Consider the following 19,547-nt stretch of genomic DNA (forward strand, 5'->3'; position numbering starts at 1 on the left):
TATACCTTGCAAAAATCATGCCAACGAAAATAAGACCTGCCATCCCAATCATCCGTACTGAAAATAAACCGCTTTCCATGTACAATATATTTACACAATTGTAAATTAAATGTACAATAACTTTACAATACAGGTCTGGAGGGGGATGGGATTGGGAAATGAGCGGTTTTATTTGCAGGCGGTGCTGTCGACGGAAAATGATGCCATTACGATCGTAGACGAAAACCAGGAAGTGATTTACTGGAATGATGCCGCTGTCCGGACATACAACATTCCAATAGAAGAAATTTTAAACAGAAAGATCACGGATTTTTTCCGGGATGACGATTTAATCGTGCTGAAAGTGCTGCGCACAAAAGAACATGTGTCCAATCAGTACCACCGCCCGCGCCATGATAAACATGTCGTTGTCAACGCCAAACCGATTTTTAACGATCAAGGCAGACTGATCGGGGCCATTTCGGTTGAGCGGGATATTACTCAAATTGTAAAGCTGAATGACAACCTTGTATCCACATCCATTGAACTGAACGAACTGCGGCAAAAAATGTATACAAACTTTGAAGAAACACCGTTTGCCAAATTAAAAGGCAAAAGCCGCGCGCTGCAGGAAACGATCCGGATCGCGGCGAAAGCGGCTAAAACAGATGCCGTCACGTTAATTCTCGGGGAAAGCGGGACGGGAAAAGAAATTTGCGCCCGCGCGATCCACGAAGCCAGTGCAAGGAAAAACGGCCCGTTTATTCCGGTGAATTGCGGGTCGATACCTGCCGCACTCTTTGAAAGCGAATTATTCGGTTATGAACCCGGCACATTTACCGGTGCAGAAAAAAAGGGGAAGCCCGGAAAAATCGAAGAAGCGGACGGCGGAACCCTATTTTTGGACGAAATCGGCGAGCTGCCGCTGGATATGCAGGTCAAGCTGCTCCGGGTTTTGCAGGAAAATGTCATTTACCGTATCGGGGATGCAGCGGGAAGGAAAATTAATGTCCGGTTCATTGCGGCCACCAATCAAAACCTCGAAAAAATGATGGAAGAAAAGAAATTCAGGTCAGACCTTTATTATCGTCTAAATGTCATTCAAATTATCATGCCGCCTCTAAGAACGCGGACCGAGGATATTCCGGTTCTTTCGCAATACTTTTTGAAACAATTTGCCATCCAATATAAAATGCCTGAACCGGAGCTTACCTCCGATGCCCTATCTTTCCTGCTACAATACCGGTGGCCCGGCAATGTCCGCGAACTCCGGAATTTAATGGAGAGAATTGTGATACTGGCGGAAAAACCGGTGATTGAAGGGGAATCCCTCCTTCAGTTTTTCCAAAATGCTCATGCGGCCGTGCCTGAATTTGCCGCGCTTCCAGCAGGCCATTCCTTGCCGATGGAGAAGGAAACGATTGAAAAACAGCTGATTGAAAAAGCTTTGCGGGAAGCGGGCGGCAACAAATCGGCCGCCGCCAGAAAGCTGGGCATTTCAAGGGTGACGCTGTACCAAAAGCTGAAAAAATACGGGATCAGCAGTTGATTCCCATCGAAAGCGGGATGGTGTTATGGTAAAATAGCCGTATGAAACGAATGAAGGAGATCAACTATGGAAGCCAAAACCAATGTCCTCAACTTTGTCAGCGTCGCGCTCATCGTGCTGGAGGCGATTTTTAAATTGAAGTGGATCATTTACTTGTATTTTGCTTTTATCGCCGTGTTCCTTGTGCTTGAGCTGCGCGCCAAGCCTCCAAAAGATACACTTGTCCGTGTTCTTTTAAATATACTCGTGTTGACGATCATTATGGTGGTCGTTGGTTTTACGGAAATATAGGCTGAAAAAAGAAGAAGCCCGGATACAGGCTTCTTCTTTTTTTCTTAATGCTTAATTAAGAAGTACTTCTTCTTCCCTTTCCTGATGACGGTAAATTCCCCTCCGACTTTGTCTGATTCTTTTATTGTGTAATTCAGGTCGGTTACACGGGCGCCGTTTACGTAAATTGCGCCGTTTTGAATATCTTCGCGCGCCTGCCGTTTTGAAGGCGAAATTTTTGCAGCAACAAGCAGTTCGACCAATTGCTTTTGCTCCTCATTTTCAATTTGAAAAGAAGGTACATCTTTAAACCCTTGTTTCATTTCTTCGGCCGAAAGTTTTTTCACATCGCCGCTAAAAAGCGCCTCCGTAATGTTCAGCGCCTGCTGCAAAGCTTTCTCGCCGTGGATGAGCCTTGTCATTTCCGCCGCCAGCGCTTTTTGTGCTTTCCGGAGATGCGGTTCGGTTTCAACCGATTTTTCCAGCTCTTCAATTTCTTCTTTTGATAAGAACGTAAAGTATTTCAAGTATTTCACAACATCCTGGTCAGCAGTGTTCACCCAGAACTGGTAAAACTCATACGGCGATGTTTTTTCGGCATCAAGCCAGACCGCACCGCTTTCTGTTTTCCCGAATTTCGTACCGTCCGCCTTTGTGACGAGCGGAATCGTAAGGCCGAAAGCTTTTTCTCCTTCCGGTTCCAATTTGCGGATCAGCTCAAGCCCGCTTGTGATATTGCCCCACTGGTCACTGCCGCCGATCTGCAGCCGGCAGTTATATTTTTTGTATAAGTTTAAAAAGTCGACCGCCTGTAAAATCGTGTATGTGAATTCCGTAAAAGAAATGCCGGTTTCCAGCCGTGAAGCAATCGTGTCTTTGGCAAGCATGTAGTTGATGCCGATATGTTTCCCGTAATCGCGCAGAAATGTCACCAAATCCATCGATCCGTGCCAATCGTAGTTATTGACCATGACCGCGCCGGTTTCGCCTTCAAAATCGAAAAAGCGTTCCAGCTGTTTTCTCAGGGCTTCGCCATTTTGTTTCACAGCTTCAATCGTCAAAAGTTTCCTTTCTTCCTTTTTGCCGCTCGGGTCGCCGATCATCCCGGTCGCACCTCCCAGGACAACAATCGGCCGGTGCCCCGCCTGTTGAAAGCGGCGCAACGTCAAATACGGCAGGAGATGCCCGATATGCATGCTGTCCCCGGTCGGATCAATCCCGCAGTAAAGCGTAATTTTTTCATTTTTTATCAGATCGGCCAGCCCTTCTTCATCGGTCTGCTGGTAAATGATCCCCCGCCATTTTAAATCTTCGAGTAAATCCACGAAAAACCAACTCCTTTTTTTGCAAAAATAAAAACGTCCCTCCGTTAAACGAAGGGACGATTGATATCGCGTTACCACCCTACTTGAGAATTGCTTCTCCGCTCATTATGCATAACGGCTGTGAACCGTCTGCCGCTAGCACACGGCAGAAGCTCCGGGGTGTAATTCGCCCACCTGTCTGTACCGGTTCGCACCGACCACCGGCTCTCTTCAATGCAACAACAGGAGGCTACTGGATCCTTTCAACGCTTCATTATCTCGAATTGTAAGTTATTTTTACCATACGCATAGCGAAATGTCAACCTTGCGATGGGAAACGCCTTTGCCGGCAAACGCATGGTATATAAAAAAGTTTTAACTGCTGCTGCAGGCGTATGCGGTGATGTTGGCGATCCGTTCCGGATGGGTATAAATATTCATCGACCCGTCCCTGATAAAACCGACAGTCGTGATGCCGAGTTCTTCCGCCGATTTCAATGCGAAAGCGGTCGGGGCGGACTTGGACAATATGATTTCGCAGCCGATTTTTGCCACCTTTAATAAAATTTCCGAGGAAAACCGCCCGCTGAACGCAAGTATTTTCCCTTTTGTGGAAACCCCGTTTTTGAGACAGTAGCCGTATATTTTATCGAGCGCATTATGGCGACCGATATCCATCCGGCTGATGTTGATGCCGCCAGAATCGCATAAAGCGGCATTGTGGACGCCGCCGGTTTTCTTGAATACCGCTGCGTTTTTCTGTAGTTCTTCCATGAGCCGGAAACAGTCTTCAATGGTGATTCTTACATGGATCCCGTCTAATTTTTTCGCGGCAAGCGCATCATTAACAAACACAAACGCCTGCCTGCTCATGCCACAGCACGAGGTGATATACCGTTTATTTTGCAACTGTTGGTAATACGGGTTGACTTTATCGGTCCGGATATTGACATAACCTTCTTTTTCATCCGTCCAAATCTCGCGGATATCTTCATAACGCTGGACGATCCTTTCCGAAACCAAATAGCCGACCGCCATATCTTCTATATATTCAGGTGTGCAAACCATTGTGACCCATTCCTGCCCGTTCACTTTTAATGTCACCGGAAACTCCGTAACCACCGTGTCGACCGTACGCTCCAGCTTCCCATTGCGAAAGCGGAGGATTTCCCTTTGTGTGTCCACGTTTTTCATGGCCTCTCCAGCCCCCTGCCTATGATTTTTCATTTTAAATCAATTCATATCAAAACGAAAGCCAATTGCTCCAACATACAAAACAGTCTGATGATTTGTTCATTTTAAAATTGACCGCTATATGAAGATGACAACACCGTTTAAAAAAAGGTTCACTTTTCTAAGTTTGATATAAGTAACAGAGCCAGCTTATTACGTTTTTGCCATGATCTGCATTTTTTCTGAAGGCTGTACCTCATGGTCAAATGTCTTCAAAGGAGGAAAAGAAAATGGAAGGAGAAACCATTCACATCAACATCGACGGCAAGGATTACATCGCTGCAGCCGGGGAAAAAATCATCGATGTGATCAACCGGAACAAAATCCCGCACCCGCAAATTTGTTATTACCCTGAAGTAGACCCGATCCAAACTTGCGACACATGCATCGTGGAAGCAAACGGGGCTTTGGTGCGTGCATATGCGACTTTGGTGGAAGACGGCATGAACATCCGCCGCGACGTTGACCGGGCTGAAGCAGCGCGCCACGAAGCGATGGACAGAATTCTTGCCAACCACCTTTTGTACTGCACGGTCTGTGACAACAACAATGGGAACTGCATCGTGCATAATACATGCGAAATGATGGGTATCGAACACCAGAAATACCCGTTTACGCCGAAAGTGGGAGAAAGCGGCATCGATTATTCCCATCCGTTTTACCGGTACGACCCGAATCAGTGCATTGCGTGCGGGCGGTGCGTGGAAGCGTGCCAGAACCTGCAGGTGAACGAAACACTGTCGATTGACTGGGAAGCTGAACGCCCGCGCGTGATTTGGGACCACGGTGTGCCGATCAACGAATCTTCGTGCGTCAGCTGCGGGCACTGCGTCACCGTCTGCCCGTGCAACGCCCTAATGGAAAAATCATGCTTGGGGAAGCCGGATTTTTAACCGGGCTTGACCAGAACCTGCTCCATTGCCAAGGCCCGCCATTACTGACACAAATAGGCAGGCGGCCGTCATAATGACGATAACCTGGCTGTGCTCTTCCGCGTTTTTCTCAATCGGCTTCATATATTTTATTGTTTGAAAGCGGTGACTTCTTTTTCATAACGCAACACTCCTAAGCCTTAAGATATTTTCACTATAAACGGAGAGGAAATTGAAAAATGTGACGTTTGTCACCAAATTTCAGATTGACACAAATCCGTCAAAAAGTGAAAAAAAGAACGGCTTAAGAATGCTTAAACCGTTTGCCCTTTTCAATATTCCATTCAGTTGATGACGCAGTATTCAACTGGGCAGCCTTCGCAGTTGATCTGCCGTTTTAAATAATCAAGGCTGTGGATGACGATTTTTCTTCCTTTCTTGGAGATCACCCCTTTGCTTTGTAAGTGGTTTAGTTCCCGTGTAATACTTTCGCGTGAAGTCGAGCTGAAATTGGCCAGTTCCTGGTGGTTGATCGGGATATCAAGCAAAATCCCGTTTTCGCACTCCACCCCATAGCTGTTGGCCATCCGGATCAAAGTGGAGTAGAGCGCACTTTTTTCCCGTATAAAACCAGATCCCGGAACTTTGTATGCTGTTTCCGGAAATGGTCCGTCATCATTTTCATAAATTGAGGGCAAAGTACGGGTTGACCAAAAGCTCTTTTTCGATTGTTTCGTTTTTAATAACAAGCACTTCGCTGTCTTCGAGCGCACGCCCGTTGAGCAAGTATTACCGTTATTGGAAAAAATCATCAATTCGCCGATGACGGCATTTTTTTCGCACAGCCTTAAGCTTAATTTTTTGCCGTCACCGGTAAATGGCTGATTTCAAAATTGTCGGTGACGACAACAAAAAAGTATTCCCCTTTTTGGTCTTCCTGGAACAGAAATTTTCCTTTCGGCACTTTTTCCGACATATACGCCAATGATTTCAGCAGTTCGATATTTTTTTCACTCATTAAATTGTTCATGAAAATACCCCGCCGTTTTAAGCAAAATATTTTTGATACAAAGAACGTGCTTCCATTCTGTTTTTTGTTCCATGTATGAGCATTCTGCCGTCCGGAAACAAAACTACCCTGTGGCCTTCGAGTTCTGTAATCATTAAATAGCCATTATATTTTACATCCGCGCCGCCCGCTTTCATCTGCTGCGCCATGTTTTCCAAATGGAATTCCCCTGTATGGCGGATGTGCACCGTATCCCTGCCGCACAGCACATCCACGGATGATTTTTCGTTCAACGCCGGGTAAACAGGATGTTCCCCGCAGGAAGGGCAATCCAGTTTTTTCAGCTTTTCTGCTTTGAAAAAATGGTGGTCGTTTTTCCATAAATCAAATACGGCAACCGTATCGCGCACCTTTCCCCCTACCAAAAGCTTCATCGCTTCCGCCGTTTGGTAGGCAGCCGTCATCTGCACGGCCGGCGCGATAATGCCGACTGTATCACATGTCATCTGGTAGGCAGGCAGATGCCCGATCATGCAGCGAAAACACGGGGTTTGGCCCGGAATGATCGGAAACGAGACGCCGTAACTGCCGACGCAGGAACCGTATACCCACGGAATCCGGTATTTCATCGCGAGATCATTGAGATAAAACCGCGTTTCAAAATTATCGGTCCCGTCAATGATGACATCGACCCCTTCCTCCAATATGGTAATGAGTTTCGGATCAAACGCATCGATGCAATAGGCGCGGATGTTGACATCTCGGTTGACGGCTTCTAGGCGTTTTTTGGCGGCAACCGCTTTTGGCAAATTGTCCCTTACATCCTGCTCGCTGAACAAACTTTGCCGCTGTAAATTCGTTTCATCGACATAATCGCGGTCGACAAGGGTGATCTTTCCGACACCCGCCCTTGTTAAACTTTCCGCATTGGCAGAACCGAGCGCACCAACGCCGACAATTAACACATGGCTGCCTGAAATTTTTTCCTGCCCCTCTTTTCCAATCGGGGCAAACAGCATTTGCCGGGAATACCGTTCCATGTTCATTCCTCCTGCCTTTTAAAATGCCCGCTCTTACCGCCTGTTTTTTCGATCAAATAAGTCGGACCGATGACAATGCTTTTGTCAACCGCTTTGCACATATCATAAACCGTCAGCGCACAGATGGAGGCCGCCGTCAAGGCTTCCATTTCAACCCCTGTGCTGCCCTTTGTTTTCACGTACGTATCGATTTCAAGCGCATACTGCCCGTCTTCGCACTCCTGCCAGCTGAAGGAAATATCCACACCTGTTAACGAGAGCGGGTGGCACATTGGAATGACGTCCGCCGTTTTTTTCGCGCCCATGATACCGGCAACCTGGGCAACGGCAAGGACATCCCCTTTTTTCATTTTCAATTGGATGATGTTTTCATATACTTCTTTTGATAAAACCACGCAGCTTTTCGCATGGGCCGTTCTGACCGTTTCCTGCTTTTCCGTTACATCGACCATTTTCGCGCGGCCCTGTTCATTCATATGCGTCAATTTTTCCATTTTTCAACCTCCGCTTACCGGTGGGATGAGGGCCACGACATCCCCGTCCCGGATGATGTCTTCATCCTGCGCAAATTCTTCATTGACCGCAATCATGACGGATGAAGCCTGCGGAAGAAAACCATCTTTTCCGAGCTTGGCGCGCAGTTCGCCAACAGTCATTTCATTCCGGTCAATCGTTATTTCGGAACGGTTCAATTGTTCTTTTAAATGGGCAAATAATAAAACTTTAATCATAAACCAAACTCCTTTGGAACCCCTGTTTTTTCATAGGAGACCGTTTCCTGCTGGTTTCCGATCCATTTTTCGCCGTTTTCCCAATGCTCTTTTTTCCAGATCGGCACCATTTCCTTGATCCGTTCAATCGCATAACGGTTTGCTCGGTATGCATCATCGCGGTGCGGAGCGGAAACGGCAATCGCAACAGCTATATCTGTGATCTCAAGGCGCCCTATCCGGTGCACGATGGCGGTTTTCGCATCGGGAAACTGTGTTTTGATTTCCGACCCGATTTGTTCCAGCTTTTTCTTTGCCATCGACTCATATGCCTCATATTCCAAGTACAAGGTTTTCTTTCCTTTTGTCATTTCGCGGACCGAGCCGATAAACGTCACAATCGCGCCCGTATTCCGGTCTGCAACCGCATCAATGACTTTTGACACATCGATCGGCCCCTTTACAATGTCAAACATTTTATCACCTCTTCATAAACGCTTCGATCCATTCGGTGCAGCGTTTCCGGTCCTGTATCGGCATGCAGCCCGTAAGCTCCGGGTTCAGACTAAAAGCGGCCAAAACATTTGAAAGCCCGAGCAGGTCCGCATCTTCTTCACCACGGAGGCAGACCGTTTTCGGATAAGGCGCCTGTTTATAGCCTTCAATGAGCAGAAGATCAAGCGGCAGCGCCTTATACCAGCCGATTAGTGCTTCAAGGCCCCAGCCTTTTTCACTATGTACGGCAAAAACAAACAGGCCGTCCCCATCCACACCGGCCGCCTGTGCCCCGGCTTCAAAGTGCCGCGTTGAATCTTTCCCGGCTGAAAGTGTTGGTCTGCCGCCGTGCCCGTGATGCTTCAATGTCCCGACGCGGTATCCTTTTTCTGCAAGCACCCGCGACCAAAGTTCAACTAAAGTGGTTTTCCCGCTGTCTTTGCAGCCTGCGATCTGTAATATTTTCATCCCATTCCGGCGCCCCTTCTTCATCTTCCAAAAGCAGCACATCCACCTGCAGCCCTTTTGTAAAACCACGTGACCCGCCCGGCAGCACGATGAGGGCATTTGCTTCAATTAAAGACGAAACGATATTCGATTTGTCCATCCTGACTGGGCCTGCGTGTATCACGCCTGCTTCATAAGACAGTTTCGCGCGCACAAACCGGGTGAACGGGTTCGGTTTCGGAAAATCTTCCCCAAGGGTTGCCTGCGCTCTTTTCAAATATACGTTCCGATGCCCGAGCATCGTTTTCAAATACGGGCGGACGAACAGTTCAAAGCCGACATAGCACGCGGACGGATTGCCGGAAAGCCCGAACAGGATTTTTCCGGCAAGGACGGCTGCCGATGTTACGCTGCCCGGGCGCATTGCCACTTTATTGAACAATAGTTCGGCGCCAAGTTTTTCATACACTTTCGGAATATAATCAAAATCGCCGACCGAAACGCCGCCTGTTGTCATGACGATATCCGCTTCCCCAAGCGCCCGTTTAACAGCTTCATAGGTTTCATTAAAATCATCTTTTACAAGGCGGTAAAAAACGGGTTCGCCCCCGGCGCGGATTACCTGACCCCACAGCATATAGGCGTTGCTGTTGCGGATTTTCCCTTTTTCGAGCGGTTCGTCGACTTCGAGCAGTTCCGATCCGGTTGCAATGATCGCGGCTTTCGGTTTTTTCATCACCGGCACATCCTGATATCCAAAAGTGGCGAGCGTTGCCATGACGCCCGGGTTTACCGTGGTGCCTTTTGGAACAAGGATCTCGCCTTTTTTCATATCCTCGCCGATCTCGACGATGTTCTCGCCTTTTTCGACTTTTCGTTTAATTTGCACATAAATTTTTCCGTCTTTTTCCAATTCTTTTGTGAGTTCCACCATGATGACAGCATCGGCTCCGTCCGGAATCGCGGCCCCGGTCATAATTTTGACGGCTTGATCAGGCTTAATCCCTTCATCCCATGTATAGCCGGCGCCAATTGTGCCGAGGACTTCAAGCAGAACAGGATGGTCCGCATTTGCTTCCGCCGTTGATCCGGAAAAAATAGCGTACCCGTCATACGGTGACCGTTTAAACCACGGCACATCATTCGTGGCCGTCAGATCTTTTGCCAGCACCCGGTTCAAACTTTCTTTGATCGGCACGGTTTCCTGACGGCCTGTTCGCGTCCATTCCATCACTTTTCGTATGGCCTCTTCGACTTTTATTGGTTTTCTCATGCAGCATCACCGCCTCGTTTTATTCTTTTATGGGATGACCGCGAAATTGCTTTGCTTAGCAGGCAAGTTGCAAAGCCTCTATCATCCACGGTCATTTTAAATCATCTTTTGTATTGATATTGGCAAACCATTTTTTCTGCTCAAAATCTATTATTTTCACTCGGCAGTCTTCAAAAAGGCTACGCATGCTTAAATTGCCTGTGTCCAGTTTTGCGCGGATTTTCTCTTTCGCCCGCCTGTGAAAGACGGAAATGAGCGGCTGGAGCCTTCCGCCCGCACGAGAGACAATCACATCCCATTCCGGAGCCCTCTGCGCTAGGAGTTTTTCGATCACACTTTGTTTGATCCATGGTGTATCACACGGCAAAACGGCGTACCATTCCGCATCGATTTCCGTCATTGCCGAATAAATCCCGGCAAGCGGGCCTTTCCCACGATACTGCGGGAGATCGAAAATCACGCAGATGCGTCTGGTCTGAAGGATTTTTACGGCGAGATCGGGCCTCGCCACGATCACGATATCATTCAACCCGGCAAAGGCTTCCACACTGTATGCGACCATTTCTTTGCCATTTATTTTTGTGAGCGATTTTTCACCGCCAAACCGCCGTGACATCCCGCCGGCCAGCACAATCCCTGCCGTTTCTTTCATTACCGGTTGAGCTCCCACACAATATGTTTTAATTCCGGCAAAATCAATTTTTTCATGGCAAGGGAAACAGCGTTGCTGGACCCCGGCATGCAGAACACCACTTTTTTGCCGATCGTACCGGCGAGGGCTTTGCTGAGCATCGAAGCGCTTCCGATCTCCTCATAGCTTAAGTAGCGGAATAATTCCCCGAAGCCCGGCATCTCCCTATCCAGCAGTGTGCGGACAGTTTCTACCGTTATATCCCTGTTTGTAAAACCGGTTCCGCCGTTTAATAATACGGCATTGACATTTTCAGCCGCCGATTGCACAGCCGGGCGGATTTCCGCCGCCTCATCTCTTACAATACAATATTCAACCGCTTCGATTCCCTCCTGCTTTAATAAATCCATGATCAACTTCCCGCTTTTATCAGTTTCTTCCGTCCGTGTATCCGAAACGGTAATGACCTTGCAAAAAACTGGGATATTAGCTTTATGTTTATGTTCTTTCGTGCTCAACGTTTTACCCCCCAATATACGACATTTCAATCCGCTTCCCCTTGTAGGTCGGATTTTTCCCTCTTTCCTGCGAATACCGGTCGCATCGGACATCCCAGACACACTTAATCTGTGCGGCCAGCTCCTCATCGCTGGCGCCATTCCGCATTGATGAAAGCAGGTCAGTCCCTCTTGCAGCAAATAAGCAAGTATAGATTTTCCCGTCCGCGGACAGCCGGCAGCGCGTGCAGTCCCCGCAGAATGGCTGTGATACGGAAGAAATAAACCCGACTTCGATATCCGTCCCCACATAACGGCAGCGTTTTGCGACCTCGCCGTAATAATTTTCTTTTAACGGTTCAAGCGGCATTTCCTTGGAGATCATGTTGTAAATTTCTTTGCTGGTAACCACTTCATCCAGCTTCCAACCGTTCAGGGATCCGACATCCATAAATTCAATGAAGCGGAGGGTGATCCCTTTTTCTTTAAAATAAGCGGCCATCGGCAAAATTTGCGAATCATTCATGCCCCTTTTAACGACCATATTGACCTTTACTTTCATCCCTTGCCGGACGGCTTCATCCATTCCTTCTAAAATTCTCGATGATTTTGCCCCGACGCCGTTAATGGCGGCAAAAACTTCATCATCAAGAGCATCCAGGCTAACATTGATGCGTTTCAAGCCTGCTTTTTTTAAAGACGCGGCATATCTTTTTAAAAGAAAGCCGTTCGTTGTCATCGACAAATCTTCAAGTCCTTCGATGTTGTCAAGCATGCCCACAAGCTGATCGATATCTTTCCGTAACAAAGGCTCGCCACCCGTTAAGCGGATTTTCCGTACACCCAATGAAACGAAAAGTTTCGCGAGGCGTACGATCTCTTCGAATGTCATCAACTCGGACCGTTTCATAAAACAATATTTCTGTCCTTCGTCAGCAGGCATGCAGTAAGTACAGCGGAAATTACAGCGGTCCGTCACCGAAATCCTTAAATCCAAAAGCGGCCGGTTCAGCATATCGGTCAGCATGTTTGTCTACATCTCCATTTTAAATTCTATTTCCATGTTACAAAAGTCAGGAATGGCAATAATGTGATGCACGTCACATTTTTTAAAAATTCACCAAAAGTTCAAGATAACCTCATGAGATGTTCTTTCGGTAACACCAGCTTCTTTTCCCCGCTTAAAACGGACCCGATCTCCCGCGGCGAAACGAAAGCCTCTACGGTAAACCACGGTGTTTCCACAGTGACAAGACAATTTTCAATCCCTTGGTGTATGGCCGTGACACGATAGTCAAAAGCATTTTCATCCGCATTGTCCGCAAATTCAATATAATGGGCATGGATACCGAGATAACGGGCTTCCTTCCCTATTCCGACCGCAATCCGCGCGCCGCCGATGGTGCAAAACGATCCCCCGCTCCTGTCAACTCTCAAAATATTCCGGCATCCGATAATCTTGGCCGCCACCGCTGACTCTGGCCTTGTGATCACATCTTGTTTCGGCCCGGCCTGGAGTACTTTCCCGTTTCCGTACAAAATGAAGTGGTCGCATAAGAGATTAGCCTCTTCCAAATTATGGGTAACCAATAGAACGGTGCCGCCAAAATTTTCTTTGAGAAACGATAAAAACTCATTCATCAAATACTGCTTCGTGTCGGGATCCACCGCCGAAAAAGGTTCATCCAGCAGCAGGCAGTCCGGTTCCCGGATGAGCGTCCTTGCAAGTGCCACACGCTGCTGCTGCCCGCCTGACAGCTCATTCGGATAACAGTTTTCATACCCTTCCAATTTGATCTTTTTTAAAAAAGCAGCCGTTTTCTCTTCTATTTCCTTTTTTGTCCTACCTTTTAAACCAAATGCGAGATTTTGTTTAACGGTTAAATGCGGAAAAAGCGCATAATGCTGGAACATATACCCCGCTTTACGGAACCGTGTTTTGACTCGGATGTTTTTTTCCCGATCAAAAATCACCCTGCCGTTTACTTCAATATGGCCGGCATCGGGATTTTTAAGCCCGGCAATGCATTGCAGCGTTAAACTTTTGCCGCTTCCGGACGGGCCTAAAATGCCGGTAATGCCGGGTAGTGCCTGAAAATCAACATCAAGCGCAAAACGTGGCAATGTTTTTTTAATCTTTACGAGCAGCATGCCTGTCTTCACCTCTGATTACCCGTTTTTCAAGCCGCTTGATCCCGTATAAAATGGCGACGGACAAAACCGTCATGATGATCACGAGGAGATCAGCCGTACGTGTATCTCCGTTCATCAGGGCATCATAAATGGCAATAGACATGGTTTCCGTCTGGTTGGGAATACTGCCGGCAACCATTAATGTCGCACCGAAATCCCCGAGCGCGCGTGCAAATACAAGCATCATACCGCTCGTCAAACCCCTCCATGATAAAGGGATGACAACGGAAAAAAATAAATTCCATTCCGAGCGCCCGAGCACTCGGGCGGCATGAAGGAGATCCTCATCAATGCCGGCAAAAGCCGTCCGCGCCGATTGAATAAAAAAAGGAATGGAAACGGCCAGAGCGGCGATGACCGCCCCTGTTTGCGTAAAAACAACCGTGATCCCGAAATGCTGTTCGAGAAAACGGCCGACCGCACTCTGCCTACCTAGAAAAATAAGCAAATAATAGCCGAGGACGGTCGGCGGCAGTACGATCGGCAATGTCAGCAGCGCATCCGTAAAATCTGCCAGTTTCCCTTTCGACCTGCTTAAATAATAAGCCGCCGGCAGCCCCAAAACCAGGGAAAAAACGGTTGCCAGCAATGCAACTTTAAAAGATAAGTAGATCGGGAAAAAGTTGAGGTGCGCCACCCTTTACTGCCCCTCAGGTACCGTGTAGCCGTATTGTTTCATGATTTTTTGCCCGCTTTTGCTTGTTAAAAAGCTGGTGAATTTCCGTGCCGCATCCTGTTTTTCGGAGCTTTTGACAACAGCTGCCGTCTGCTTCAGCGGATCATACAGGCTGCTTGCGATGTTTTGAACCTTCATGTTCTCCCCCTGCACAAGGGAAAGGGAAACGATCCCGGCTTCAGTATTGCCGGATTGGACATATGTGAGCGTATCCGAAATGTTTTTTGCATAGACCAATTTTGATTTTACCTTGTTCCAAATGCCGGCTTTTTGGAGCGCCTGTCTCGCAGCCATTCCATACGGAGCGGTTTTGGGATTTGCAATCGCAATTTTTTTCACTTTAGGTTTTGTAAGATCATCCAGCCCATTAATGGAAAGCGAACGGTTTTTATTTGTTGCGATGCCGATTTTCCCGTACGCATAAACGGTTTTCGTGCCTGAGGCGATCAGGTTTTTATCCGCCAGTTGGTTGACATAATCGGCATTAGCCGCTGCAAAGACATCATACGGCGCGCCGTTTTCAATTTGCTGTTCCAATTCGCCGGACGCCGCGAAAATAAACTTCACTTTGATGCCGGTCTGCTTTTCAAACTGTTTGCCGATTTTCTGGAAAGATTTTGCTAAATCGGAAGCTGCTGCCACATTGATTTCCACCGGTTTTGATTCCTTTTTCCCGGAGGCACTTTTCCCCGCCGAACACCCTGCAAGCAGCAAGATGCAAAGCAGTGCTAAACTTAATTTTTTCATCTAAATCACCTATTCCAAAACTCTACTTTATTGTGAAAAAATGATATGTATTTATCATTTATCATAGCAGATTTAATTTTCATTCTCAATTTTTTGGTACACCTGAAAATTTTACCACTTATGCCGATTACAATACCTTTTCCTATCAAAAAACCGGGCAGCGCAACAGCTGTCCCGGTTCTAACCTCAATCTTCCATTGTCGACAAATCACCGGCCGGCAGGTTCAATTCCCAAGCCTTCAGCACGCGGCGCATAATTTTCCCGCTTCGTGTTTTCGGCAGTTTTTCGCAAAACTCAATTTCCCTCGGGGCGGCATGGGCGGCAAGGCCTTTTTTCACGAACTGGCGGATCTCTTCCTTCAGCTCATTCGACGGTTCGTACCCGCCCCTTAGGGCGATAAACGCTTTAATGATTTCCCCGCGCACAGGATCCGGCTTGCCGATCACGCCCGCTTCAGCAACAGCCGGGTGTTCGATCAATTTGCTTTCGACTTCAAACGGCCCGACCCGTTCACCGGAAGTCATGATGACATCATCGACACGGCCCTGGAACCAGAAATAGCCATCCTCATCCATGTAGGCCGAATCCCCGGAAACATACCAGCCGTTCGGGAAAAAGTAAGATTCATATTTTTGCGGGTTGTTCCAAATCGCTGCCATCATCGAAGGCCAGCCTTTTTTAATGGCGAGATTACCCATCCGGTTCGGCGGGAGTTCATTGCCTTGGTCATCTACAATCGCCACTTTGATGCCCGGGAACGGTTTCCCCATCGAGCCCGGTTTGATGTCCATACACGGGTAGTTGCAGATCAGCTGCGCGCCGGTTTCTGTCATCCACCATGTATCATGGATGCGCAGCCCAAAAACTTCATTTCCCCAGCGGATGACTTCCGGGTTCAGCGGCTCGCCGACACTTAAAATGTGGCGGAGCGTCGAGAGATCGTACTGCCTCACGATTTCATTACCGGCACCCATCAGCATCCGGAATGAAGTCGGTGCACTGTACCAAACCGTGACGCCAAACTGCTCGATCGTTTTATACCACGCGGCAGGGCTGAAACGGCCACCGACAACGACATTCGTTGCACCGTTCAGCCACGGGGCAAAAATTCCGTAGGACGTTCCCGTTACCCAGCCCGGGTCGGCCGTGCACCAGTAAATATCATCTTCTTTTAAGTCCAGGACCCATTTTCCGGTTTGGTAATGCTGGATCATCGCATTATGGACGTGCAGGACGCCTTTTGGCTTGCCGGTCGATCCGGATGTGTAATGCAGGATAAGCCCGTCGTTTCTGCCCACCCATTCAATATCCAATTTGTCGGAAGCTTCTTTAAAATATTTCAGAAAATCTAAAAGCTTCCCTTCTTCCCCGACATTTTCCCCGACGACAAAGATCGTTTCGAGCGCCGGAAGCTGGTCAACCGGAACGCGCCCGACAAGGTCCGGGGTCGTGACGAGGACTTTTGCTTTGCTGTCTTCAAGCCGGTCTTTTACGGCCCCTTCCATGAATGCTTCAAACAGCGGGCCGACAATTGCACCGAGCTTAATTGCGCCAAGCGTGGCAAAATACAATTCAGGCGAACGCGGCATGAAGATAAAGACGCGGTCACCTTTTTGGACGCCTGCTTTTTCTTTCAACACATTCGCCGCTTTGTTCGTCAGTTTTTTCATTTCATAGAATGTATATTTCTCGTTGCGTGTGTCACTTAAATACATGAGCGCCACTTTATTTTTGCGGAAGCTTTCCGCATGGCGGTCAATCGCTTCATACGCCATATTGACGCGGCCGGTTTCCGACCATGAAAAATTTTTCTCCACGTCTTTCCAGCTGAAAGTTTTGTAAGTTTCCTCATAGTTTTTCAGATTATAATCCCCTTGCACCGTTGGTAACGCTTCCAGTTGCATGCACATATCCCCCTTTGTTTAGATTCATATACCCATTATATATGAAAATCAATTTATTCACAAATTTAATTAAATGGTGTACAAAGTCAACATTTTGAACAATTCGGGAATATCACTTTCCATGTATTGTTTTTGCCGGAAAAACATGAGATGATGAAGATGCATAATGAATGATCATTCATTGAATTGTTTTTCTTTTGATTTGTTTAAGGGATGGTGGAAAATGGAACATAAGAAAACCTATTATTCTAAGGAATTGGAAACAAAAGCCGGGTTGCTTGTGATTGAAGGGCCAATTCCCGGGGAAAAGCTGGCAAAAATGGAGTTCCATGGAGATTTAAAAGCTTTCCGTCCCGCCCCGAAACAACTTGAAGCGCTGGTTGAAATTGCCGACCTGCCTGAAGGAAGGATCATCATCGCCCGGGACGGCAATACCGTTGTCGGCTATGTGACATTTTTATATCCGGATCCGCTGGAACGCTGGTCTGAAGGCCATATGGAAAACCTTCTCGAACTCGGTGCCATCGAAGTCATCCCGAAATACCGGGGAAATGCTGTAGGCAAGCATTTGCTGAAAGTTTCCATGATGGACGATGCGATGGAAGACTATATCATTATTACGACGGAATATTACTGGCACTGGGACATGAAAGGAACCGGGCTAAACGTGTGGGAATACCGGAAAATGATGGAAAAAATGATGAGCGCAGGCGGCCTGAAATGGTTTGCCACCGACGATCCGGAAATTTGCTCGCACCCGGCGAATTGCCTGATGGTGCGGATAGGAAAAAGGGTTGGCCAGGAATCGATTGAGCAATTCGACCGGATCCGGTTTAAAAACCGGTATATGTATTAATTTTACGGCAAAGGGGATGGGAAACATGATTGTGGAAGAAATTATGCAAAAAAACGTAAAAACGCTCACACCTAAAAATACCGTACGGGACGCATTGCAATTGATGCAAAAGGAACGGATCCGGCATATACCGCTTGTCGATGGAAACGGCAAATTGGCGGGTGTCGTTACGGAGCGCGACATTAAAGAAGTGGCGCCCAATCCGTTTTTCCCGAATGAACAAATGGAAAAACTGGCGCTGCCTTTGGAAAAAATCATGAAAACCAACTTGCTGACAGGGCACCCGCTCGATTTTATCGAAGACATTGCGGCCCTCATGAACGACAACCGCATTGGCTGCCTGCCAATCCTTGAGCGGGGCAAACTGGTCGGGATCGTCACGGGAACGGATTTGCTCCAGACTTTTGTCGATTTGACTGGCGCCGGGCAGCCAAGCTCGCAAATTGAAATCCGCGTGCGCAACCGTACGGGCGTCCTCCGGGAAATTACGGAAATTATTTATGAACACCATATCAATATTTTAAGCGTGCTGATCTATCCGGACCGCAAGAACCTTGATAACCGCATTCTCGTCTTCCGCGTCAGCACGATGAATCCTGTAACCCTTATTTCGCATTTAAAAGAGGCCGGCTTTGATGTGCTCTGGCCGAATATGCCGGGGATGCCGAGATGAAAGAGGCTGTTTTCGTTTTTTCAACCGACTTATTGGCATACCGGTTCCGCAACGACCATCCGTTTAACCAGATGCGGCTCCAATTGGTGAAAGAATTGCTCGAAGCGATCGGTGCATTAAACCGGGAAGATATCGTGAAACCGCGCATGGCCAGTGATGAAGAACTTTTTTTCATCCACGACCCGTCTTACGTGGAGGCGGTCAAACTGGCTGGCCGGGGCAAACTTGATCCCGTAAAAGCCGAAAATTTCGGTCTCGGGACGGAAGATACGCCAATTTTTCCGAATATGCATGAAGCAAGCGCCCTGATCGCGGGCGGCACGCTGGCAGCGGCGGAAGAAGTCATGTCTGGCAGGGCGCGCCATGCCCTCCATTTGGGCGGCGGCCTGCACCACGGCTTCCGTGGCAAAGCTTCCGGCTTCTGCATTTACAATGATACGGCCATTGCCATCAAATATTTACGTGAAACATACGGGGTACGCATTCTCTATGTGGATACCGACGCCCACCACGGCGACGGGGTGCAGTGGGCTTTCTATGATGATGAAAATGTTTGTACGCTTTCCATCCATGAAACGGGCCGTTATTTATTTCCCGGCACCGGTAATGTCAATGAATGGGGCACCGGAAAAGGTTACGGCTATTCTTTCAACATTCCTGTGGATGCGTTTACAGAAGATGAATCATGGTTGGAATGCTATGCGGCGGCGCTGGAAGAAATTGCAGCGTATTTTAAACCGGATGTGCTTGTCACACAAAACGGGGCAGATGCGCACTACTACGATCCGCTGACCCATTTATCGGCCACGATGAAGATTTACAGGGAAATCCCGAAACTTGCCCATAAAATCGCACACCAATATTGCGAAGGGCGCTGGATCGCGGTCGGCGGCGGGGGCTATGATATTTGGCGGGTAGTGCCGCGTGCATGGTCGCTTCTTTGGCTCGAGATGGCGGAAAGGGATGGCGGGCAAGGTGAAATCCCGGCATCATGGCTTGAAAAATGGCAGAAAAAGTCCTCTTATCCGCTGCCGGCTGTCTGGGACGATCCCGCTGACCTATACCGGCCGATCCCGCGCAAACAAGAAATTGAAGAAAAGAACCGGAACGTATTAAACCGGATGCTGCAGTTCATCGGGCAGTTAAAATAAGGCCGGCACTGCCAAAAATGTATTTTTTGGAAGGCCG

22 protein-coding genes, 1 pseudogene and 1 other annotated feature are annotated in these 19,547 nt (G+C 47.9%); of the genes and pseudogenes, 6 read left to right on the forward strand and 17 right to left on the reverse strand.

What is annotated here, in order from left to right; genetic code table 11:
* Positions 1-151 precede the first annotated feature (151 nt).
* On the forward strand, positions 152-1,528 hold the full coding sequence (locus BpJC4_RS04435; RefSeq protein WP_151679375.1) for a sigma-54 interaction domain-containing protein: 1,377 nt from the start codon (positions 152-154) through the stop codon (positions 1,526-1,528).
* Positions 1,529-1,594: 66 nt separating this feature from the next.
* Positions 1,595-1,819: a hypothetical protein gene (locus BpJC4_RS04440; protein WP_151679376.1), complete on the forward strand. Its 225-nt coding sequence runs from the start codon at positions 1,595-1,597 to the stop codon at positions 1,817-1,819.
* Between the two features lie 44 nt (positions 1,820-1,863).
* Here BpJC4_RS04440 and tyrS read toward each other — a convergent pair whose 3' ends face one another.
* Together tyrS and fdhD are read right to left on the reverse strand one after the other, a co-directional pair.
* The gene (gene tyrS, locus BpJC4_RS04445; protein ID WP_151679377.1) at positions 1,864-3,123 is read right to left on the reverse strand and encodes a tyrosine--tRNA ligase; all 1,260 of its coding nucleotides are present in this window, start codon (positions 3,121-3,123) and stop codon (positions 1,864-1,866) included.
* A gap of 49 nt (positions 3,124-3,172) precedes the next feature.
* Positions 3,173-3,378: a binding site (T-box leader), on the reverse strand.
* 99 nt (positions 3,379-3,477) lie between these two features.
* Positions 3,478-4,296, reverse strand: a complete 819-nt coding sequence (fdhD, locus tag BpJC4_RS04450; RefSeq protein ID WP_151697579.1) for a formate dehydrogenase accessory sulfurtransferase FdhD — start codon at positions 4,294-4,296, stop codon at positions 3,478-3,480.
* A gap of 269 nt (positions 4,297-4,565) precedes the next feature.
* Between fdhD and BpJC4_RS04455 the strand changes: the two are divergent.
* Positions 4,566-5,251: pseudogene (locus BpJC4_RS04455) on the forward strand (2Fe-2S iron-sulfur cluster-binding protein); the annotation flags it as partial.
* 300 nt (positions 5,252-5,551) lie between these two features.
* On the opposite strand, the gene BpJC4_RS16470 reads toward BpJC4_RS04455, so the two are convergent.
* From BpJC4_RS16470 to acsA, 15 genes are all read right to left on the reverse strand, one after another.
* Positions 5,552-5,905, reverse strand: a complete 354-nt coding sequence (locus BpJC4_RS16470; protein ID WP_253724286.1) for a helix-turn-helix domain-containing protein — start codon at positions 5,903-5,905, stop codon at positions 5,552-5,554.
* A gap of 155 nt (positions 5,906-6,060) precedes the next feature.
* Entirely contained in the window at positions 6,061-6,237 is a 177-nt protein-coding gene (locus tag BpJC4_RS16475) for a hypothetical protein (protein ID WP_253718587.1), read from the reverse strand.
* A gap of 17 nt (positions 6,238-6,254) precedes the next feature.
* Positions 6,255-7,256, reverse strand: a complete 1,002-nt coding sequence (locus tag BpJC4_RS04465; RefSeq protein ID WP_151679379.1) for a ThiF family adenylyltransferase — start codon at positions 7,254-7,256, stop codon at positions 6,255-6,257.
* A 2-nt stretch (positions 7,257-7,258) separates the two neighbouring features.
* Positions 7,259-7,750, reverse strand: coding sequence for a cyclic pyranopterin monophosphate synthase MoaC (gene moaC / locus BpJC4_RS04470; protein ID WP_151679380.1), 492 nt, complete (start codon positions 7,748-7,750; stop codon positions 7,259-7,261).
* Between the two features lie 3 nt (positions 7,751-7,753).
* Positions 7,754-7,987 (reverse strand): molybdopterin converting factor subunit 1, encoded by a 234-nt coding sequence (gene moaD / locus BpJC4_RS04475; protein ID WP_151679381.1) that lies wholly within the window; start codon positions 7,985-7,987, stop codon positions 7,754-7,756.
* A complete protein-coding gene (locus tag BpJC4_RS04480) occupies positions 7,984-8,442 on the reverse strand; it encodes a molybdenum cofactor biosynthesis protein MoaE (RefSeq protein WP_151679382.1) in 459 nt (152 codons plus the stop codon). Before BpJC4_RS04480 ends, moaD begins: the two co-directional genes overlap by 4 nt.
* 4 nt (positions 8,443-8,446) lie before the next feature.
* On the reverse strand, positions 8,447-8,929 hold the full coding sequence (gene mobB / locus BpJC4_RS04485; protein WP_151679383.1) for a molybdopterin-guanine dinucleotide biosynthesis protein B: 483 nt from the start codon (positions 8,927-8,929) through the stop codon (positions 8,447-8,449).
* Positions 8,874-10,181 carry a molybdopterin molybdotransferase MoeA gene (locus BpJC4_RS04490; RefSeq protein WP_151679384.1) on the reverse strand — a complete coding sequence of 436 codons (1,308 nt, stop codon included), beginning with the start codon at positions 10,179-10,181 and terminating at the stop codon, positions 8,874-8,876. Before BpJC4_RS04490 ends, mobB begins: the two co-directional genes overlap by 56 nt.
* 91 nt (positions 10,182-10,272) lie before the next feature.
* Positions 10,273-10,833: a molybdenum cofactor guanylyltransferase gene (mobA, locus tag BpJC4_RS04495; protein WP_151679385.1), complete on the reverse strand. Its 561-nt coding sequence runs from the start codon at positions 10,831-10,833 to the stop codon at positions 10,273-10,275.
* Entirely contained in the window at positions 10,833-11,330 is a 498-nt protein-coding gene (locus BpJC4_RS04500) for a MogA/MoaB family molybdenum cofactor biosynthesis protein (protein WP_151679386.1), read from the reverse strand. Before BpJC4_RS04500 ends, mobA begins: the two co-directional genes overlap by 1 nt.
* 4 nt (positions 11,331-11,334) lie before the next feature.
* Complete coding sequence (gene moaA / locus BpJC4_RS04505) at positions 11,335-12,336, reverse strand: GTP 3',8-cyclase MoaA (RefSeq protein ID WP_151679387.1); 1,002 nt, start codon at positions 12,334-12,336, stop codon at positions 11,335-11,337.
* Positions 12,337-12,437: 101 nt separating this feature from the next.
* On the reverse strand, positions 12,438-13,460 hold the full coding sequence (locus tag BpJC4_RS04510; RefSeq protein ID WP_151679388.1) for a sulfate/molybdate ABC transporter ATP-binding protein: 1,023 nt from the start codon (positions 13,458-13,460) through the stop codon (positions 12,438-12,440).
* Positions 13,441-14,139 (reverse strand): molybdate ABC transporter permease subunit, encoded by a 699-nt coding sequence (gene modB, locus BpJC4_RS04515; protein WP_151679389.1) that lies wholly within the window; start codon positions 14,137-14,139, stop codon positions 13,441-13,443. The genes BpJC4_RS04510 and modB overlap by 20 nt, the downstream gene beginning before the upstream one ends.
* A gap of 3 nt (positions 14,140-14,142) precedes the next feature.
* The gene (gene modA / locus BpJC4_RS04520; RefSeq protein WP_151679390.1) at positions 14,143-14,925 is read right to left on the reverse strand and encodes a molybdate ABC transporter substrate-binding protein; all 783 of its coding nucleotides are present in this window, start codon (positions 14,923-14,925) and stop codon (positions 14,143-14,145) included.
* Positions 14,926-15,111: 186 nt separating this feature from the next.
* Positions 15,112-16,830: an acetate--CoA ligase gene (acsA, locus tag BpJC4_RS04525; protein WP_151679391.1), complete on the reverse strand. Its 1,719-nt coding sequence runs from the start codon at positions 16,828-16,830 to the stop codon at positions 15,112-15,114.
* Between the two features lie 223 nt (positions 16,831-17,053).
* Between acsA and BpJC4_RS04530 the strand changes: the two genes are divergently transcribed.
* The 3 genes from BpJC4_RS04530 to BpJC4_RS04540 are packed head-to-tail and all read left to right on the forward strand — an operon-like array spanning position 17,054 to position 19,510.
* On the forward strand, positions 17,054-17,686 hold the full coding sequence (locus BpJC4_RS04530; protein ID WP_151679392.1) for a GNAT family N-acetyltransferase: 633 nt from the start codon (positions 17,054-17,056) through the stop codon (positions 17,684-17,686).
* A 25-nt stretch (positions 17,687-17,711) separates the two neighbouring features.
* Positions 17,712-18,359 carry an acetoin utilization AcuB family protein gene (locus tag BpJC4_RS04535; RefSeq protein ID WP_151697580.1) on the forward strand — a complete coding sequence of 216 codons (648 nt, stop codon included), beginning with the start codon at positions 17,712-17,714 and terminating at the stop codon, positions 18,357-18,359.
* Positions 18,356-19,510, forward strand: coding sequence for an acetoin utilization protein AcuC (locus BpJC4_RS04540; protein ID WP_151679394.1), 1,155 nt, complete (start codon positions 18,356-18,358; stop codon positions 19,508-19,510). The genes BpJC4_RS04535 and BpJC4_RS04540 overlap by 4 nt, the downstream gene beginning before the upstream one ends.
* Positions 19,511-19,547 lie beyond the last annotated feature (37 nt).

This window comes from Weizmannia acidilactici (assembly GCF_008974185.1).
Lineage (GTDB): Bacteria > Bacillota > Bacilli > Bacillales > Bacillaceae_C > Weizmannia > Weizmannia acidilactici.

Bases quoted from the DNA above. Each gene is read 5' to 3' on its own strand.
- BpJC4_RS04490 (WP_151679384.1), bottom strand. From the start codon at position 10,181: ATGAGAAAACCAATAAAAGTCGAAGAGGCCATACGAAAAGTGATGGAA.
- moaC (WP_151679380.1), bottom strand. From the start codon at position 7,750: ATGGAAAAATTGACGCATATGAATGAACAGGGCCGCGCGAAAATGGTC.
- BpJC4_RS04530 (WP_151679392.1), top strand. From the start codon at position 17,054: ATGGAACATAAGAAAACCTATTATTCTAAGGAATTGGAAACAAAAGCC.
- BpJC4_RS04465 (WP_151679379.1), bottom strand. From the start codon at position 7,256: ATGGAACGGTATTCCCGGCAAATGCTGTTTGCCCCGATTGGAAAAGAG.
- BpJC4_RS04440 (WP_151679376.1), top strand. From the start codon at position 1,595: ATGGAAGCCAAAACCAATGTCCTCAACTTTGTCAGCGTCGCGCTCATC.
- BpJC4_RS16475 (WP_253718587.1), bottom strand. From the start codon at position 6,237: ATGAACAATTTAATGAGTGAAAAAAATATCGAACTGCTGAAATCATTG.
- fdhD (WP_151697579.1), bottom strand. From the start codon at position 4,296: ATGAAAAACGTGGACACACAAAGGGAAATCCTCCGCTTTCGCAATGGG.
- mobB (WP_151679383.1), bottom strand. From the start codon at position 8,929: ATGAAAATATTACAGATCGCAGGCTGCAAAGACAGCGGGAAAACCACT.
- moaA (WP_151679387.1), bottom strand. From the start codon at position 12,336: ATGCTGACCGATATGCTGAACCGGCCGCTTTTGGATTTAAGGATTTCG.
- BpJC4_RS04510 (WP_151679388.1), bottom strand. From the start codon at position 13,460: ATGCTGCTCGTAAAGATTAAAAAAACATTGCCACGTTTTGCGCTTGAT.
- BpJC4_RS04535 (WP_151697580.1), top strand. From the start codon at position 17,712: ATGATTGTGGAAGAAATTATGCAAAAAAACGTAAAAACGCTCACACCT.
- mobA (WP_151679385.1), bottom strand. From the start codon at position 10,833: ATGAAAGAAACGGCAGGGATTGTGCTGGCCGGCGGGATGTCACGGCGG.
- acsA (WP_151679391.1), bottom strand. From the start codon at position 16,830: ATGCAACTGGAAGCGTTACCAACGGTGCAAGGGGATTATAATCTGAAA.
- BpJC4_RS04480 (WP_151679382.1), bottom strand. From the start codon at position 8,442: ATGTTTGACATTGTAAAGGGGCCGATCGATGTGTCAAAAGTCATTGAT.
- modA (WP_151679390.1), bottom strand. From the start codon at position 14,925: ATGAAAAAATTAAGTTTAGCACTGCTTTGCATCTTGCTGCTTGCAGGG.
- BpJC4_RS04540 (WP_151679394.1), top strand. From the start codon at position 18,356: ATGAAAGAGGCTGTTTTCGTTTTTTCAACCGACTTATTGGCATACCGG.
- moaD (WP_151679381.1), bottom strand. From the start codon at position 7,987: ATGATTAAAGTTTTATTATTTGCCCATTTAAAAGAACAATTGAACCGT.